16 protein-coding genes and 1 tRNA gene are annotated in these 16,147 nt (G+C 67.3%); 7 read left to right on the top strand and 10 right to left on the bottom strand.

The genetic code is table 11. The features are described from left to right. Nucleotides 1–95: 95 nt before the first annotated feature. A complete protein-coding gene (gene rutR / locus QTI05_RS07210; protein WP_286623648.1) occupies nucleotides 96–833 on the top strand; it encodes an HTH-type transcriptional regulator RutR in 738 nt (245 codons plus the stop codon). 2 nt (nucleotides 834–835) lie between these two features. Here the strand turns inward: rutR and rutF are convergent, their stop codons facing one another. From rutF to rutA, 6 genes are read right to left on the bottom strand one after another with little or no spacing between them, the layout of a single operon-like run. Further along, entirely contained in the window at nucleotides 836–1,381 is a 546-nt protein-coding gene (gene rutF, locus QTI05_RS07205) for an NADH-dependent FMN reductase RutF (RefSeq protein WP_286623647.1), read from the bottom strand. A 23-nt stretch (nucleotides 1,382–1,404) separates the two neighbouring features. Beyond that, nucleotides 1,405–1,995: a malonic semialdehyde reductase gene (locus QTI05_RS07200; protein WP_286623645.1), complete on the bottom strand. Its 591-nt coding sequence runs from the start codon at nucleotides 1,993–1,995 to the stop codon at nucleotides 1,405–1,407. Beyond that, nucleotides 1,992–2,801: a pyrimidine utilization protein D gene (gene rutD / locus QTI05_RS07195; RefSeq protein ID WP_286623643.1), complete on the bottom strand. Its 810-nt coding sequence runs from the start codon at nucleotides 2,799–2,801 to the stop codon at nucleotides 1,992–1,994. The genes QTI05_RS07200 and rutD overlap by 4 nt, the downstream gene beginning before the upstream one ends. Nucleotides 2,802–2,805: 4 nt before the next feature. Continuing rightward, a complete protein-coding gene (rutC, locus tag QTI05_RS07190) occupies nucleotides 2,806–3,195 on the bottom strand; it encodes a pyrimidine utilization protein C (protein ID WP_286541097.1) in 390 nt (129 codons plus the stop codon). A 25-nt stretch (nucleotides 3,196–3,220) separates the two neighbouring features. After that, nucleotides 3,221–4,012: a pyrimidine utilization protein B gene (gene rutB / locus QTI05_RS07185; protein ID WP_286623642.1), complete on the bottom strand. Its 792-nt coding sequence runs from the start codon at nucleotides 4,010–4,012 to the stop codon at nucleotides 3,221–3,223. Nucleotides 4,013–4,020: 8 nt separating this feature from the next. After that, nucleotides 4,021–5,133, bottom strand: a complete 1,113-nt coding sequence (rutA, locus tag QTI05_RS07180) for a pyrimidine utilization protein A (protein ID WP_286623640.1) — start codon at nucleotides 5,131–5,133, stop codon at nucleotides 4,021–4,023. 257 nt (nucleotides 5,134–5,390) lie between these two features. On the opposite strand from rutA, the gene QTI05_RS07175 reads away from it, so the two are divergent. The 3 genes from QTI05_RS07175 to QTI05_RS07165 are packed head-to-tail and all read left to right on the top strand — an operon-like array spanning nucleotide 5,391 to nucleotide 7,390. Then, the gene (locus QTI05_RS07175; RefSeq protein WP_286541101.1) at nucleotides 5,391–5,843 is read left to right on the top strand and encodes a YybH family protein; all 453 of its coding nucleotides are present in this window, start codon (nucleotides 5,391–5,393) and stop codon (nucleotides 5,841–5,843) included. A gap of 13 nt (nucleotides 5,844–5,856) precedes the next feature. Continuing rightward, nucleotides 5,857–6,858, top strand: coding sequence for a YheT family hydrolase (locus QTI05_RS07170; protein WP_286623639.1), 1,002 nt, complete (start codon nucleotides 5,857–5,859; stop codon nucleotides 6,856–6,858). Next, the gene (locus QTI05_RS07165; protein ID WP_286623638.1) at nucleotides 6,851–7,390 is read left to right on the top strand and encodes a DUF2946 family protein; all 540 of its coding nucleotides are present in this window, start codon (nucleotides 6,851–6,853) and stop codon (nucleotides 7,388–7,390) included. The genes QTI05_RS07170 and QTI05_RS07165 overlap by 8 nt, the downstream gene beginning before the upstream one ends. Before the next feature lie 80 nt (nucleotides 7,391–7,470). Here QTI05_RS07165 and QTI05_RS07160 read toward each other — a convergent pair whose 3' ends face one another. The 4 genes from QTI05_RS07160 to QTI05_RS07145 form a co-directional block, all read right to left on the bottom strand. Beyond that, nucleotides 7,471–8,139 carry a c-type cytochrome gene (locus tag QTI05_RS07160; RefSeq protein WP_286623636.1) on the bottom strand — a complete coding sequence of 223 codons (669 nt, stop codon included), beginning with the start codon at nucleotides 8,137–8,139 and terminating at the stop codon, nucleotides 7,471–7,473. 101 nt (nucleotides 8,140–8,240) lie between these two features. Then, nucleotides 8,241–9,650 (bottom strand): efflux transporter outer membrane subunit, encoded by a 1,410-nt coding sequence (locus tag QTI05_RS07155; protein ID WP_286541109.1) that lies wholly within the window; start codon nucleotides 9,648–9,650, stop codon nucleotides 8,241–8,243. Further along, nucleotides 9,647–12,805 carry an efflux RND transporter permease subunit gene (locus QTI05_RS07150; RefSeq protein ID WP_286623635.1) on the bottom strand — a complete coding sequence of 1,053 codons (3,159 nt, stop codon included), beginning with the start codon at nucleotides 12,803–12,805 and terminating at the stop codon, nucleotides 9,647–9,649. The genes QTI05_RS07155 and QTI05_RS07150 overlap by 4 nt, the downstream gene beginning before the upstream one ends. 13 nt (nucleotides 12,806–12,818) lie before the next feature. After that, nucleotides 12,819–14,096 (bottom strand): efflux RND transporter periplasmic adaptor subunit, encoded by a 1,278-nt coding sequence (locus tag QTI05_RS07145; protein ID WP_286623633.1) that lies wholly within the window; start codon nucleotides 14,094–14,096, stop codon nucleotides 12,819–12,821. Between the two features lie 188 nt (nucleotides 14,097–14,284). Between QTI05_RS07145 and QTI05_RS07140 the strand changes: the two genes are divergently transcribed. The 3 genes from QTI05_RS07140 (at nucleotide 14,285) to QTI05_RS07130 (ending at nucleotide 15,919) form a co-directional block, all read left to right on the top strand. Beyond that, entirely contained in the window at nucleotides 14,285–14,977 is a 693-nt protein-coding gene (locus tag QTI05_RS07140) for a TetR family transcriptional regulator (protein ID WP_286623631.1), read from the top strand. Nucleotides 14,978–15,018: 41 nt separating this feature from the next. Further along, nucleotides 15,019–15,093 (top strand) — tRNA-Arg (locus tag QTI05_RS07135). A gap of 217 nt (nucleotides 15,094–15,310) precedes the next feature. After that, nucleotides 15,311–15,919 carry a hypothetical protein gene (locus QTI05_RS07130; protein ID WP_286623630.1) on the top strand — a complete coding sequence of 203 codons (609 nt, stop codon included), beginning with the start codon at nucleotides 15,311–15,313 and terminating at the stop codon, nucleotides 15,917–15,919. Nucleotides 15,920–16,147: the final 228 nt, after the last annotated feature.

The raw sequence follows: 16,147 nt of genomic DNA, 5'->3' as shown, positions 1-16,147 counted from the left end.
CCATGCGCGCGCCTTCCGGTGGTGCGCGGTGCGGGTATGACTCGTGCGAGCATGCGATGCACCGGACACAGAGCAATCGAAGAAAGCAACAGGACATGCCAAAGACCACAGGTGGGGCGGCCGCCACGCGCGCAGGCGCGGCTGGCAAGCTGGCGACCAAGCCCTCGCAGCGCGCGCTGGGCAAGCGTGCACCCGGCACGCGCAGCCCCGCCGCCGTGAGCCGCCGGCTGCGCCAGATCGAGGACAAGCGCAGCGTCATCCTCGCGGCCGCGCTCGGCCTGTTCTCGCGCTTCGGCCTGCAGGGCACCAGCCTCGACCAGGTGGCCGCGCGCGCCGATGTCTCCAAGAGCAACCTGCTCTATTACTTCGCGAACAAGGAAGAGCTCTACGTGAGCGTGCTGCGCGACCTGCTGGCCATATGGCTCGAGCCGTTGCGCGGCTTCAGCGCCGAGCAGGATCCGCGCGAAGCCATCAGCGACTACATCCGCCGCAAGCTGGTGATCTCGCGCGACCGGCCCGATGCATCGCGCCTGTTCTGCCTCGAAATGATCCAGGGCGCGCCGCTGCTGCGCGACGAGCTCGGCCGCGAGCTGCGCACGCTGGTCGAGCGCAAGTCGGAAGTGATCCGCGCCTGGGTCGAGGCCGGCAAGCTGGCGCCGACGGATCCGCACCACCTGATCTTTGCGCTGTGGGCGATCACGCAGCACTACGCGGATTTCGGCGTGCAGGTGCAGGCCATCACCGGCCGCACGCTCGACGATCCGGAGTTCTTCGAGCAGACGGTGGACAACGTGCAGCGCATCGTGCTCGGAGGCATCGCTCCGCCGCCCTGAATTCAGTGCGGCGGCAGCAGGTCGTGGTAGCGGCGGTCGAAGTAGATGAGGCCGTGCGCAGCCGCACCGACGGCGATCGCCACCACTTCGCAGAACAGCACGTCGTGCGTGCCGACGCCGGTGCTGCGCACCACGCGGCAATCGAACGAGACGGCCGCGCCGTCGAGCACTGGCGAGCCGGTGATGCAGCGGCGCCAGTTCGCGCTGGCAAAGCGCTCGTCCATGGGCGTCTTGCCGCCAAACACGCCCGACAGCGTCTGCTGGCCTGCGGCCAGCACGTTCACGCACAGCACACCGTTGGTCTGGAAGGCCGGGTACACCGATGCCGTGCGGTTCAGGCACAGCAGCAGCGTCGGCGGGTCGTCCGTCACGCTGCACACGGCCGAGGCGGTGAAGCCGGCCCGGCCGGCCACGCCGTCGGTGGTGATGATGTTGACCGCAGCGCCGAGCCTCGCCATGGCATCGCGGTATTCGCTGCGGGGCAGCGCCACCCCATGCGCGGAGGGCAGGGCGCCGCGGCTGGTGGCGGAAATGGTCGGGTTCAGCATGGGAGTGCTCCGGCGGCGTGGGGTCAGGCCAGCGTGCAGGCTTCGTCGAAGTCCAGCCGCGGCAGGCGGCTGAAAACCTTCGACGGGTCGCCGTGGCCGAGGTTGATGAGGAAGTTGGCAGTCCAGGTGGTGCCGGCGAAGAATGCGGCGTTGACCTTGGCCTTGTCGAAGCCTGACATCGGCCCCGCATCGAGCCCGAGCGATCGTGCGGCGAGCATCAGGTAGGCCGCCTGCAAGGTGCCGTTGCGGAACGCCGTTTCGTGTGCCATCTCCGGGCTGCCGGTGAACCAGGGACGGGCATCGGTGTGCGGAAAGAGCTTGGGCAGCTTGTCGTAGAACGCGGTGTCCCAGGCGGCGATCACGGTCACCGGTGCGGTCATCGTCTTGTCGTAGTTGCTGGCCGACAGTGCCGGTGCCAGCCGCTGCTTGGCCTCGGGCGTGCGCACGAAAACAAAGCGTCCGGGCGAGCAGTTGGCCGAGGTCGGGCCCATGCGCGCGAGCGCGTAGATCTGTGCGAGCTGCGCGTCGGACACGGGCTCGGCCGTCCAGCCGTTCTGGGTGCGCGCTTCGGTGAACAGGGCTGCCAATGCGGTGGCGTCGAGTGCGGGGCTCATGCAGGAATTCCGGTCAGGTTGGTTTGCTGCGCCAGGAAGGCGAGCAGCGTGCGGTTGAAGTTGTCTGGGTCGGTCACGCTGTGCGCATGGCCGCCGTGCGGCACCAGGTCGAGCGTGGCATGCGGCAGGCCATCGGCCAGGCGCTGCGAGCAGGTCCAGGGCACCAGCACGTCGTCCTGCGCAGCGGCCACCAGCGTGGGCGTGGCGATGTCCGCGAGTCGTGCATCGGCATCGAAGGCGCGCAGTGCCGCGATGCGCGCACGCATGTTGGCTTCGCCCGGGAAATGGGCCACCGCGTGTTCCACCTCGGCATTGACCTGTTCGGCATGCGCCGCGGCCCAGGCGGCCGGGTACAGGAAGATCGGCTGCGCCTCGACATATGCGCGCGCGCCGCAGGCGCCGAGCAGCGCGAGCCGGGCGTCGAAGCAGCGCGCCGAATGCGGGTTGGGCCTGGACCATGCATTGATCAGCACGAGCCCGGCAACGCGTTCGGGCGCGTCCAGCGCGAGCTGCAGGCCGACCAGTCCGCCCAGTGCATGGCCGACCAGGACGCATTGCGCGGTGCCGGTGACATCGAGCACCTCGGCCACGTCGCGCGCCATGTCGGCGATGGTGTGGCCGGCGGGCAGTGCCTCGGGGCTGCGCCCGGTGCCGCGCTGGTCGTAGGCGACCACGCGCCAGCCGGCATCGACCAGCGCGGGAATCTGCGGCTTCCAGAAGGCGGCCGAGCCGCCGAGGCCGGAGGACAGCAGCACGCTCGGCGCGCCGGCCTTCGCCTTGCCGTGGACTTCGGTGTGCAGCGCCATGGGCTCAGGGCTTGCCGACGTGTGCAATGGATGCGATTTCCACCAGCGCGTCGGGCTTCACCAGCCCGCACTGGATGCAGTAGCGCGCCGGCTTCACGCCCGGAAAGTACTCGGCGTACACCGCATTGACCTTGGCGTAGTCGGCCCAGTCCTTGATCATGATCATGTTGAAGGTCACGTCGTCCATGGTGCCGCCGGCCGTCGTGATCACGCTCTTGATGGTTTCCAGCACGTGGCGCGTCTGCGCCGTGGCGTCGCCGACGTGAACCACGTTGTTGTCCTTGTCGAATGGCAGCGTGCCCGACACGTAGACGACACCGTCGGCCATGGTGCCGGGCACGAAGGGGGCGATCGGCGTGGTGGTGCCGGGCGGGATGATGGCTTGCTTGGGCATGGTTGCTCCTTCTTGAAAAACGAGATCAGGTGGAGAGTGCAACGGTCGGCGCAGGCGCTCCTGTTGCCGTGGCCGGCGCGAAGGTGCGGATGAAGTCCTCGACGCGCGACACCCAGCCGAAGAAGGTCTCGACGTTGTAGACCGACGCCTGCTGGATCGCGGCGCCGCCGAGTTCATGCGTCGCGTCTTCCAGCATCACGGCGAAGTACTCGAGGTGGAAGGCATCGCGCAGCGTGGACTCGACGCACACGTTGGTCGCGATGCCGGTGAACACCAGGTTGCGGATGCCGCGCGCGCGCAGCGTGCTGTCGAGCGTGCTGTTGAAGAAGCCGCTGTAGCGCGTCTTCGGGATGACGATGTCGCCCTCCTGCGGCTTCATCGCATCGACGAGTTCGTAGTCCCAGCCGCCTTTGGCGAGGAACTTGCCCTGCAGCTCGGGCTTGCGGCGCATGGTCTTGAGCGCGTTCGACTTGTACCAGTTGGGCGAACCCGGGCCGCCTGCTTCCACGTACGCCGAATCCCAGCCGTTCTGCAGGAACACCACGAGCACGCCCGCCGCGCGTGCCGCGGCGATGGTGCGGCCGATGTTGGCGATCACGCCCTGCGCGCCAGAGATGTCGAACCCGGCCGAGTCCACGTAGCCGCCGATCGAGGCATAGGCGTTCTGCATGTCGACCACGATCAGCGCCGAGTTGGCGGCGTGCAGCGCGAGCGGCTCGGGCCGCGCCGGCAGCACCAGCGGCGCAGGCGCGCCGGGCGCGTTCGGCACGCCGACGGGCCGGGTCGATGTGAGGGTGGTGTTCCTGGGCGTGTTCATGGAGCGCCTCACGCTGCGAGTGCCTGCGGCTGCACCTGCGACGGCACGGGCGTGTCGATGTGGGTGCGGCTCTTCATCAGTGGCTGGATGCGCTCGCCGAAGGCTTCCACGCCTGCGACGAAGTCGTCGAAGGTCAGCAGCACGCCCTCGGTGCCGGGCACCTCGGCCATTTCGTCGAGCATCTGCGCGACGTTCGCGTACGAGCCCACCAGCGTGCCCATGTTGATGTTGACCGCCGAGGTCGGGTCGGTCATCTGGCGCACGTTGGTGTCGGCGCCCGACTTGGTGTCGGCCGCGCCCTGCGCGCCCAGCCAGCGGATGGCTTCCTGGTCGGCGCCGGCCTTGTAGTGCTCCCACTTGGCGCGCGCGGCTTCGTCGGTCTCGTCGGCGATCACCATCATCAGCACGTAGGTGGTGACGTTGCGGCCGGTTTTCTTCGTGGCCTCGATCAATTTCTCGGCGGCGGGCGCGAAGGCCTTGGGCGTGTTGACGCCCTTGCCGAAGCAGAAGTTGTAGTCGGCGTACTTCGCGGAGAAGTCCATGCCCGCATCGCTCTGGCCGGCGCAGATCACCTTCATGTCGGCCTCGGGCTGCGGACTCAGGCGGCAGTCGTCCATCTGGAAGTGCTCGCCCTTGAAGTCGGACTGGCCCTTGCCCCAGAGGTCGCGCAGCACCTGGATGTACTCGGAGAGGTACTGGTAGCGCGTGCCGAAGAACTCGTCGCCAGGCCACATGCCCATCTGCGAGTACTCGGGCCGCTGCCAGCCCGTCACCAGGTTGAGGCCGAAGCGGCCGTTCGAGATCGAGTCGATGGTCGAGGCCATGCGCGCGACGATGGCCGGCGGCATCACCAGCGACGCGGCGGTGGCGAACAGCTTGATCTTGGTGGTGACCGCTGCCAGCCCGGACATGAGGGTGAAAGACTCCAGGTTGTGATCCCAGAATTCGGTCTTGCCGCCAAAGCCGCGCAGCTTGATCATCGACAGCACGAAGTCGAGGCCGTAGTGCTCGGCCTTCAGCGTGATCTCCTTGTTGAGCGCAAAGCTGGGCTTGTATTGCGGTGCGTTCTCGGACAACAGCCAGCCGTTGTTGCCGATCGGGATGAAGATGCCGACGTTCATGCGGTGCGCTCCTGGGTCATAAGGTGGATGGAGCCGTCCTATGCATACCCCGTGCCAGCCTACAAGTTGTTTGAAATCAACAACTTGCGCGCGTCTGGCGTCGCTCGTTTGACCAAATGGTCCAAAATGGAGCGCTTACTCTTTCGGCGCACGGAACGCATTGGTGCAAATGGCGTCTGACGGTGCATGGGGCGCGCCGGTGCAAGCGGCACAATCGTTGACTCCCGCCCCGGCCCTTCCTCCTTTCCTCTGCTCTCATGCCCAAGTCCCCCTCTCGCACCGCGGTCAGCGTCGGCGGCACTGCCGATGACGTCGAGGCCGCTTTCTACGAAGCGCTGCAGCGCGGCGACATCGAGGCGCTGATGGCGTGCTGGGCCGACGACGACGAGATGTTCTGCGTGCACCCGGGCGGGCCACGGCTGGTCGGGCCGGGCGCGATCCGCGCGGCGTTCGAGCAGATGTTCGGCAACGGCGCGATCCATGCGACACCGGCGCGCGTGCGCAAGGTGGAGTCGCTGGCGAGCGCGGTGCACAACGTGCTGGAGCGCATCGAAGTGCTCACGTCCGAAGGCCCGCGCCACGCCTACGTGCTTGCCACCAACGTCTATCACAAGACCGCGCAGGGCTGGCGCATGGTGGCGCACCATGCGAGCCCCGGCGCCGCGCACGCGCCCGACGAGGCCAACGACCCGCCGCAAACCCTTCACTGACCTGACACCACGGATGCAGCAGTACACCGCACCGCGCTGGCTACCCGGCGGCAACCTGCAGACGATCTGGCCCGCGCTCTATGCGCGCCGCCTGGACGGCCCTGCACCGGTCTACCGGCGCGAGCGCTGGCCCACGCCGGACGGCGACTTCGTCGACGTCGACTTCATCGACGGGCCTGTTGCACCGGGGCCCAGGCCGCTGCTGGTGCTGTTCCACGGGCTCGAGGGCTCGTCGCGCAGCCACTACGCCGAGGCGTTCGCCGCCTTCGCCGCCGCGAACGGCATGGCCTTCGCCGTGCCGCATTTCCGCGGCTGCAGCGGCGAGCTGAACCTGGCGCCACGGGCCTACCACTCGGGTGACTTCGAGGAGATCGGCTGGATCCTGGCGCGCCTGCGTGCGCGGCACGATGCGGCAGGCGGCGGTGCGCTGTTCGCTGTCGGCGTGTCGCTCGGCGGCAATGCGCTGCTGCGCTGGGCCGAGGAGGCCGGCGACAGCGCCAGCCGCATTGCCAGCGCCGTGGCCGCGGTGTCGGCGCCGATCGACCTTGCCGCCGGCGGGCGCGCGATCGGGCAGGGCTTCAACCGGCTGGTCTACACGCGCATGTTCCTGTCGACCATGAAGCCGAAGGCGCTGGCCAAGCTGGCGCAGCACCCGGGCCTGTTCGACCGCGAGCGCATGCTGGCCGCCCGCGATCTCTACGCCTTCGACAACATCTTCACCGCGCCGCTGCACGGCTTTCGCGACACCGACGACTACTGGTTGCGCGGCTCCGCCAAGCCGCACCTGCATGCGATCCGCATTCCCGCGCTGGTGGTCAACGCCACCAACGACCCCTTCGTGCCGGCCGCGAGCCTGCCGCGCCAGGCGGACGTCGGCCCCCACGTCACCCTGTGGCAGCCGCCGCACGGCGGCCATGTCGGCTTTCCGCAGGGCCGTCCGCCCGGCCATGTAGGCGCGATGCCCGAAGCGGTTGGCGCCTGGCTGCTGGGCGCGCAAAATCTGCCCCATGGATGACATCGTCAAACAGGCGCTTGCCAAGTGGCCGAACGTGCCGCATTGCTACGGCTGGCTCGGGCTCGACGCCCGCGGCAACTGGTACATGCGCGACGACCGCACGCAGGCGGCCGGCCCGTTCGCCACGGCCAAGGGGTCGCTGCTGCGGCACGACAAGCTGATCGACTTCATCCAGCGCAACTACGAGCACGACGAGGCCGGCCAGTGGTTCTTCCAGAACGGGCCGCAGCGCGTGTACGTCGAGCTGGAGGCGGCACCGCTGGTGTGGCGCATCGGCGAGCCCGATTTTTCGGTCACGGCCCACACCGGCGTGGCGGTGGAGCCGACCGGCTGCCTGCTCGACGAACAGGGGCGGCTCTACCTGGTGGCGCCGATCGGGCTGGGCCTGGTGCACACGCAGGACGTGGGGCTGGCCGCCGAGGCGATCGAGCAGGGGCGCTGGCAGCCCGAAGACGTGCTGGCGGCCGACCTGCCCGCACGCTTCGGCCATGTCATGAGCCCGGCGGCCGGGCGCGCCGTGTCCCACGCGTAGCGGCCCAGGAACAGGTCGGAACAGGCAAAGAAAAAGCCGGCCACAGGGCCGGCTTTTTTGATGGCTGCTGCGCGCCGAGCCTACTTGGCGGCGCCTTCGGCGGCAGGCGCTGCAGGCGCGGCGGCGGCTGTCGTGGGTGCGGCTGTTGCGGGTGCTGCGGGTGCTGCACCCGACGCGGCGCCTTCGGCCGGTGCTGCACCGGCGGCCGGGCGATCCGGCACCGGGAACTTGGCGCCGCCCGAGTTGGCCATGTAGACCACGGCACGGCCGATTTCGAGGTCTTCGAAGTCGCCGCCGCCTTGCGCCGGCATGGCGCCCTTGCCCTTGAGCGCATGTTCAAGCAGCGTGGCATAGCCCTGGCCGATGCGCGGCGCCCAGGCGGCCGCGTCGCTGAAGTGCGGTGCACCCGGGATGCCGGGCGCGCCATGGCAGGCGATGCACTGGCCCTTGAACACAGCTTCGCCGAGGGCGAGCGGGCGGTTGGCATCGCGGATCTCGATCGAGCCGACGCGCTTGAGGCGCTCTGCCACATCGCGGTCACGCACGTCCTTCGAGACGCCGTACAGGTCGAGCTCGGTGGTGGTGGTGCCGGCGGGGTGCGACTCCGACACCACGTACGAAACCAGCCCGACGATGATCAGGATGGGGGCAACGAAGGAGAAAAAAACCGCCAGCAGCAGCTGCTTGGGATTCTTGATCGGGCCGGTATGGGCGTCTTCGGTGGCCTGGTAATGCGGGTCTGCGCTCATGGCGTCCTCAAAATCGGGGGCTTCTTCGGGGGCGTGGGGTTAACCGGCGGATTATAGAGAGGGCCTTCGCAGCCCCCTCCAGACAGCCGCCGGGCCGCCACTCATTCCTTCCAGCCGCCGCCCAGGGTCTTGTAGAGCACCACCTGGTTCTGGAGCAGTTGCAGTTGCACCTGCACCGCAGCCTGCTGCGCAGTGAACAGCGAGCGCTGCGAGTCGAGCAGGTCGAGCGAACTCGCGATGCCGTTGCGATAGCGCAGGTCGGCCAGCTTGTAGCGCACGCCTTCGGCATCCGCCGTGGCACGCAGCGCGCGCGCCTGCTCGCCCAGCGTCACGCGGCCGGCCAGTGCGTCGCCCACTTCGCGGAACGCGCTCTGGATCGACTTCTCGTATTGCGCCACCGCGATCTCGCGGCCTGCCCGTGCCGAGTCCAGGTTGGCCTGGTTGCGCCCCGCATCGAAGATCGGCAGCGTGATCTGCGGCGCGAAGCTCCAGGCCTTGGTGCCGCTGTCGAACAGCCCCGAGAACTGGGTGCTCGCCGTGCCGATGGAGGTCGTCAGCGACACCCTCGGAAAGAACGCCGCGCGCGCCGCGCCGATGTTGGCGTTGGCCGCGATCAGTTGCTGTTCGGCGGCGCGGATGTCCGGCCGTTCGATCAGCAGGTCGGAGGGCAGGCCGGCCGGCACATCGGGCATGGGTGCAGCACCGGCCAGGCCGCGGGCGCCCGCCAATGCCTCGGCCGGCACCGGCGCGCCGAGCAGCAGTGCGAGCGCGTTCTCGTCCTGCAGGCGCGTGCGTTGCTGCTGCGCATAGGTGGCGCGTGCGGTCTCGGCCAGCGAGTTGGCGAGCTGGAAGTCGATTTCCGACGAGACGCCGTTGTCGAAGCGCATCTTCGTGAGGCGCAGCGTGTCTTCGCGCGTGGTCAGCGTCTGGCGCGTGATGTCGAGCAGCTCTTCGTCGGCCAGCAGCGTCAGCCAGCCGTTCGCCACCGAGGTGATGAGGCTGATCTGTGCGGCCTTGCGCGATTCCTCCGTGGCCAGGTACTGGGCCAGTGCGTTGTCCTTGAGGCTGCGGATGCGGCCGAAGAAGTCGAGCTCCCAGGCCGTGATGCCGAGGTTGACGCTGTACTGCGACGACACGCTGCCCAGGCTGCTGTCGAAGGCCTGGAAGGCGTTGGGGCTCGAGCGCGAACCGCTGCCCGTCAGGCCCACCGCCGGAAACAGCGCGGAACGCTGAACCTGGAACTGCGCGCGCGCCTGCTCGATGTTGAGCACCGACACGCGCAGATCCCGGTTGTTGGCCAGCGCGGTGTCGATCAGCTTCGCCAGGCGCGGATCGGTGAAGAATGTCTGCCACGGCACCGAGGCGGCGGCCGGGCCGGCCGGCTGCGCCGGATCACCCGGGAACACGGTCGGCACCGGCGCGGCCGGGCGTTCGTAGGTGGGAATCAGCGAGCAGCCGGTGGCCAGCAACGCCGCGGCCAGCAAGGTCGGAATCAGTTTCTTGGAGGTCATGCTTTTTCTTCCTCGATGCCGGCGGCGGCCGCATGCCGCTTGTCGGCCTCACGTTGCCGCGCGCTGCCCTTGAACACGGTGCGCACGACCACGAAGAACACGGGGACGAAGAACACCGCGAGCGCGGTGCCGGTCACCATGCCGCCCAGCACGCCGGTGCCGATGGCGCGCTGGCTTGCCGAGCCGGCGCCGCTGGCCGTCACCAGCGGCACGACGCCAAGGCCGAAGGCCAGCGAGGTCATCACGATCGGGCGGAACCGCAGGTGGGCCGCGGCGAGCGCCGACTCGACCACGCCCTTGCCGGTGGCCTGCAGGTCTTTCGCGAACTCGATGATCAGAATCGCGTTCTTCGCGGAGAGCCCGATGATGGTGATCAGGCCGACCTGGAAGTACACGTCGTTCGAGTAGGCGCGCAGCATCGTCGCCAGCAGCACGCCGAGCACGCCGAGCGGCACCACCATGATCACCGAGAGCGGAATCGTCCAGCTCTCGTACAGCGCGGCCAGGCACAGGAACACCGCCAGGATCGCGAAGCCGTACAGGATGATGGCCTGCGAGCCGGCGAGCTTTTCTTCGCGCGACTGGCCGGTCCATTCGAAGCCGAAGCCGGGTGGCAGCTGCGCGGCGAGCTTTTCCATCTCGGCCATCGCCGCGCCCGAGCTGTTGCCCGCCGAGGCCGAGCCCGAGATGCGCACGGCCGGGTAGCCGTTGTAGCGCACCGTCTGCTGCGCACCGTTGACCCAGCGCGTCGTCGCGAAGGTCGAGAGCGGCACCGGGTTGCCCTGCGCGTTGCTCGCGTTGAGTTTCAGCAGATCCTGCGGCTGCATCCGTGCCGGCGCATCGGCCTGCACCACCACGCGCTGCAGACGGCCCCGGTTCGGGAAGTCGTTGATGTAGCTGGAGCCGAGTGCGGTCGACAGCGTCGTGTTGATCGCATCGAACGTCACGCCCAGTGCATTGGCCTTGTCGCGGTCGATGTCGATCTGCAGCTGCGGCGCATCTTCGAGGCCGTCCGGGCGCACCTGCGCCAGCAGCGGGCTCTTGCTGGCCATGCCGAGCAACTGGTTGCGCGCGTTGACGAGCGCCTCGTGGCCGGCACCGCCGCGATCCTGCAGGCGGAAGGTGAAGCCGCTGGCATTGCCCAGTTCGGGAATGGGCGGCGGGCTCAGCGGATAGATGAACGCGTCGCGCACGCTCGAAAGCGCGCCGAACGCCCGGCCCGCGAGCGCCTCGGCCGACTGGCTCGGTTCCTTGCGCTGATCCCAGTCCTTCAGCGTCACGAACGCGAGGCCGGCATTCTGGCCCTGGCCCGAGAAGCTGAAGCCCAGCACGCCCACCATGCTCTGCACTTCGGGCTGCTTCAGGATGAAGCCTTCGACCTGCTCCATCACCGACAGCGTGCGCTCCTGCGTCGCACCCGGCGGCAGCTGCACGTTCACGATGATGTTGCCCTGGTCTTCCTGCGGAAGGAACGAGGTCGGCAGGCCGCGGAAGATGACCACCACCGCGGCGGCGATCGCCACGTAGATGATCAGGTAGCGCGCCGCGCGCTTGAGCATGCGCGCCACCCAGCCTTCGTAGCCCTTGGCCGTGCGCGAGAAGCCGCGGTTGAACCAGCCGAAGAAGCCCTTCTTTTCATGATGGCTGCCCTTTTCGATCGGCTTGAGCAGCGTGGCGCAGAGCGCCGGCGTGAGCGACAGCGCCATGAAGGCCGAGAAGCCGATCGACGCGACCATCACCGCGGAGAACTGGCGGTAGATGTTGCCGGTGGAGCCGGCGAAGAAGGCCAGCGGCACGAACACCGAGATCAGCACCACGGTCACGCCGATGATGGCGCCCGAGATCTGCTTCATGGCCTTGCGCGTGGCATCGAGCGGTGACAGGCCCTCCTCGGTCATGATGCGCTCGACGTTCTCGACCACCACGATCGCATCGTCCACCACGATGCCGATCACCAGCACCATGCCGAACATGGTGAGCACGTTGATCGAGAAGCCCAGTGCCGACAGCACGGCAAAGGTGCCCAGCAGCGCGATCGGCACCACGATGGTTGGAATGATCGTGTAGCGCCAGTTCTGCAGGAACAGGAACATCACCACGAACACCAGCGCCACCGCCTCGAACAGCGTCTTCACCACTTCCGTGATGGAGATGCTCACGAAGCGCGAGCTGTCGTACGGAATCGTCCACTTCACGCCTTCGGGGAAGTACTTGGCGAGCTCGGTCATCTTGGCGCGGATCGCCTTGGCCGACTGCAGCGCATTTCCGTTGGGCGCCAGCTGCACGCCGATACCGACGGCCGGCTGGCCGTTCAGGCGGGCCGAGGTTGCGTAGGCCTGGCCGCCGAGTTCGATGCGCGCCACGTCCTTCAGGCGCACGGCCGAGCCGTCGGTGTTGGCACGCAGCACGATGTTGCCGAACTGCGTCACGCTGGTGAGCTGGCCGTTGACCACCACGGTGGCTGCGATGCTCTGGCCGGTGATGTTCGGCAGGTCGCCGATCGAGCCCGAAGACACCTGCGCGTTCTGCGCGCGGATGGCGGCATTGACGTCGGCTGCCGACAGGTTGAAGCCCTGCAGCTTGGTCGGGTCGATCCAGATGCGCATGGCGCGTTCGGTACCGAACAGTTGCGCCTGGCCGATGCCGGCCACGCGCTGCAGTTCAGGCAGGACGTTGCGCGAGGCGTAGTCGCCCAGCGCGATCGGGTCGATCGCCGGATTGTCCGAAGACAGGATCGTGAACAGCAGGAAGTTGTTGCGCGACTTGTCGACGCGCACGCCCTGTTGCGTCACCGAGGCCGGCAGGCGGGGCGTGGCGCGCGAGAGGCGGTTCTGCACGTCCACCTGCGCCAGGTCGGCATTGGTGCCCGTTTCGAAGGTGACCGTGATCGTGCCGGTGCCGTCGGCCTGCGCCACCGACTCCATGTAGATCAGGCCGGGCGAACCATTCATTTCACGTTCGATCACCGACAGCACGCTGTCCTCCAGCGTCTGGGCCGAGGCGCCCGGGTACGCGGTGGTGATCACGATGGCGGGCGGTGCCACCGGCGGGTACTGCGAGATCGGCAACTGCGTGATTGCCACGCTGCCCATCACGATGACGAATAGCGCGATCACCCACGCGAAGATCGGGCGCTCGATAAAGAACTTGGCCATGCGGGCGCGCTCCTTACTGCTTCGCCGCCGGCGCGGAAGCGGCTGCGGCAGGTGCGGCCGGCGGCGTTGCCGCACCCGGGGCCGGTGCCTTCCACGGCACGGCCTTCACCGGCGTGCCGGGCGGCATCATCTGCAGCTTCTGGAAGCCGTCGACCATCACCTGTTCGCCGGCCTTCAGGCCGTCGAGAACCACCCACTGGTTGTTCTGCGCGGCGCTGATCTTCACGGTGCGCTTGCTGATCTTGCCTTCGGCATCGACCACCGACACCGTGTCGCCCTGCTGCGTGCGGGTGACCGACTGCTGCGGCACCGTGATCGCGTTGCTGACCTGGGCCTGCTCGATGCGCACGCGCACATAAAGGCCCGGCAGCAGGTCGCCCTTCGGGTTCGGCACCTCGGCACGCAGCGTCACCTGGCCGCTGGTGGGGTCGACCGTCAGGTCGGTGAACAGCAGCTTGCCGGGCAGGGCGTATTCGCTGCCGTCTTCGAGCACCACGCGGATGCTGGCCGCGGCGGAACCGTCGGCCTGCTTGAACTGGCCGTCCTGCATTGCGCGGCGCAGCTTCAGCACCTCGGAGGCCGACTGGGTGAAGTTCACGTAGAGCGGGTTGATCTGCTGGATCACCGCCAGCTCCGTCGCATCGCCCTGGCCGACCAGTGCGCCTTCGGTGACGAGCGCGCGGCCGATGCGGCCCGAGATCGGTGCGGTGACCGATGCGTAGCCGAGGTTGATCTTCGCGGTGGCGACCGACGCGCGGCCTACGGCCACGTCGGCTTCGGCCGATTTGGCCGAGGCGACCGCCGTGGCGTACTCCTGCTTGCTGACCGCGTTGGCTTCGACCAGCGGCTTGTAGCGCTCGGCCAGGGCCTTGGCCTGGGCCGCGTTCGCCTCTGCCCGCGCCAGGCTGGCTGCAGCGCTCTGCGCCGCGGCCGCGTAGGGCGCCGGATCGATCTTGAACAGCGCCTGCCCGGCCTTCACGTCGCTGCCTTCACGGAACAGCCGCTCCTGCAGGATGCCGGCCGCCCGTGCCCGCACCTGCGAGACGCGCGAGGCTTCGAGCCGGCCGGGCAGCTCCGTCACCAGGCCGACATTGCCCGGCGTGGCAATCACCACGCCCACTTCGGGCGCCGGCGGCTTGCCGCCTCCAGCACCGCCCGGTGCGCCGCCTGCGGCGGCTGGCGCCTCGCCTTTGCCGCACGCGGCCAGCGAGAGCAGCGCCACGGTGGCGAGGGCGGCCACGACGGCACGCAGCGGAAACGACGAACGATGAGAAACATGCGAGACGGGCATGCGATTCCTTCCAGTGAGGCACGAAAAGACGGGGTGGGGCGCTGCGTGCCAGGCAAAAACAAAAACCATGGCAACGCCGCGACCTAGGGCAAGCCCGCTAGTTTACATACATTCATGGATGTATAGTGACAGCCGGCAAAGGCCCCACGATAAAGGAGGGGCGCTCTATTTACAAATCAGGAAATTTGGTGGCACGACGTACGAAGGAAGAAGCATTGGCCACGCGGCATCGGTTGCTCGATGCCGCGGAGCTGCTGTTTCAGGCGCAAGGCGTCTCGCAGACCTCGCTGCAGCAGATCGCGCAGCAGGCCGGGGCAACGCGCGGCGCGATCTACTGGCACTTCAAGGACAAGGCGGATCTGTTCAACGCGATGATGGACCGCGTCAAGCTGCCGCTCGAGGCCGCGGCGCGCTTCACCGACGAACCGGCGCAGGATCCGCTCGATGCGATCGAGAACGCGATGGTCGGCGCGCTGCGCCAGGTGACCACCGACCCGCAGGTGCGCCGTGTGTTCGAGGTGGCAATCCACAAGGTCGAATACGCGGGCGAAACCGCGTCGCTGCAACTGCGCCACCTCGAGAGCCGCGATGCCTGCATCGTCGACTTCGAAAAGGCGCTGCGGCTGGCCTCGCGCCGCGCCAAGCTCAAGCTGCCGCTGCCGGCCAGCATGGCCGCGCATGGCCTGCACGCCCTCATCAGCGGCCTCATCCAGAACTGGCTGCTCGATCCCGTGGCCTTTGCGCTGGTGCCCACCGGCCGCCGCACCTTCAATGTCTACCTTGCCGGCCTGGGCTTCGACCGCCCCGGCCTGCGCGCCGACCTCGCCGCGCCGGAGACCGGGCCCGGCTCAGGGGCGCGCAGCAGCATCCCTGCGCGATAGGCGATAATCCAGAGCGCTGGCCCAGGCCGGCGCACCCCTCTCTCGCTGTATTTCAACGGATAGAATTCGGCCCTCCGAAGGCTGAGATCCAGGTTCGATTCCTGGCGGCGGGACCAAATACAAATCCGGATGAGTTCAAACTCTTCCGGATTTTTTATTTCTCCTCTGAAAACCCACAGATTGCCGTTCGCAGTGAGCCGCTGGAGTGTGAGGCTACTTTCGGAGTATTTTCTCGCGGTGGAGGCAAATTCCTTCTGTATCGAAGCCACCTTTGAGGAGGCGCCCGGGGGCTCAATCCACATGCGCCTTTATTTGCAACGCTAGGTCTGAAAAATGCTCGAAGTCCCACTGCTCTGGCCCTCGATAGCCACACCTCCTGGAGAGGTTGTCGCGATCAAGGATCTCTATGCGGCGCTGACGGGCTTGAACTACAGCGTTGAGGCTTGGGAGGCGGCACTCCTCCTTTATGAGACCTCCAAGCAGCCTCCATCTTCAATCTCAAGATCAGTTGCAAGTCGCTGGCGCTTCATAGCCTGCAATGAATGTGTTCTGGAGCTGTATCACCTTCGAGCTCGGCTCGAGAAGATCCGCTCCGTCATGCTCCGAGCTTGTCCATCGCTGCGGCCATTGCTCAACACATCGACTATGCGGAGCGCGTCTAAGCGCCTTGACGAGTACTTCCCCGACATAGAGCTGCTCCGCCATGCGACCGCGCATCGGGGGGAGAACGAGGCGCATCCTGAATCGCACGCGCCGGATGGTCACCACGCCCTTAGCGGATTCCGGGAGCCCGATAGGTACAGCACACCTTACAACGGTACGCTTCGCTATCTGGACGTTACGAATCAGTCGCTCGAACGCATTTACGAGGTAGTTGCAGAGTTTCTCTCTGCCTTCGCCGATGCGGCCACTGAGTTGGAGAAGCAGGGCTCCTTGGAATGAAGCGATTTTTAAACTGACTTTTAGCCCTACATCCAGCGGTCAAACTCCGGGTTAAATCCTTCGCTTGCCACCCATATCAAAACGTTGACGAATGATTTGGAACGGATCGAACGTCGCCTCTCGGCCGGGTTGGAGCGCGTTCCGCTGAAGAGGCGCTCCCGACCTTTGACTAGACACTTCCAGAAGTGCCACACAAAATGGAACGGGCAATTGCGTGCCCACGCCGCG

The organism is Variovorax fucosicus, assembly GCF_030316825.1.
Taxonomy (GTDB): Bacteria; Pseudomonadota; Gammaproteobacteria; order Burkholderiales; family Burkholderiaceae_C; genus Variovorax; species Variovorax fucosicus.
Note: the sequence above shows the minus strand (reverse complement) of the source record. Positions and strands in the feature narration are given on the sequence as shown.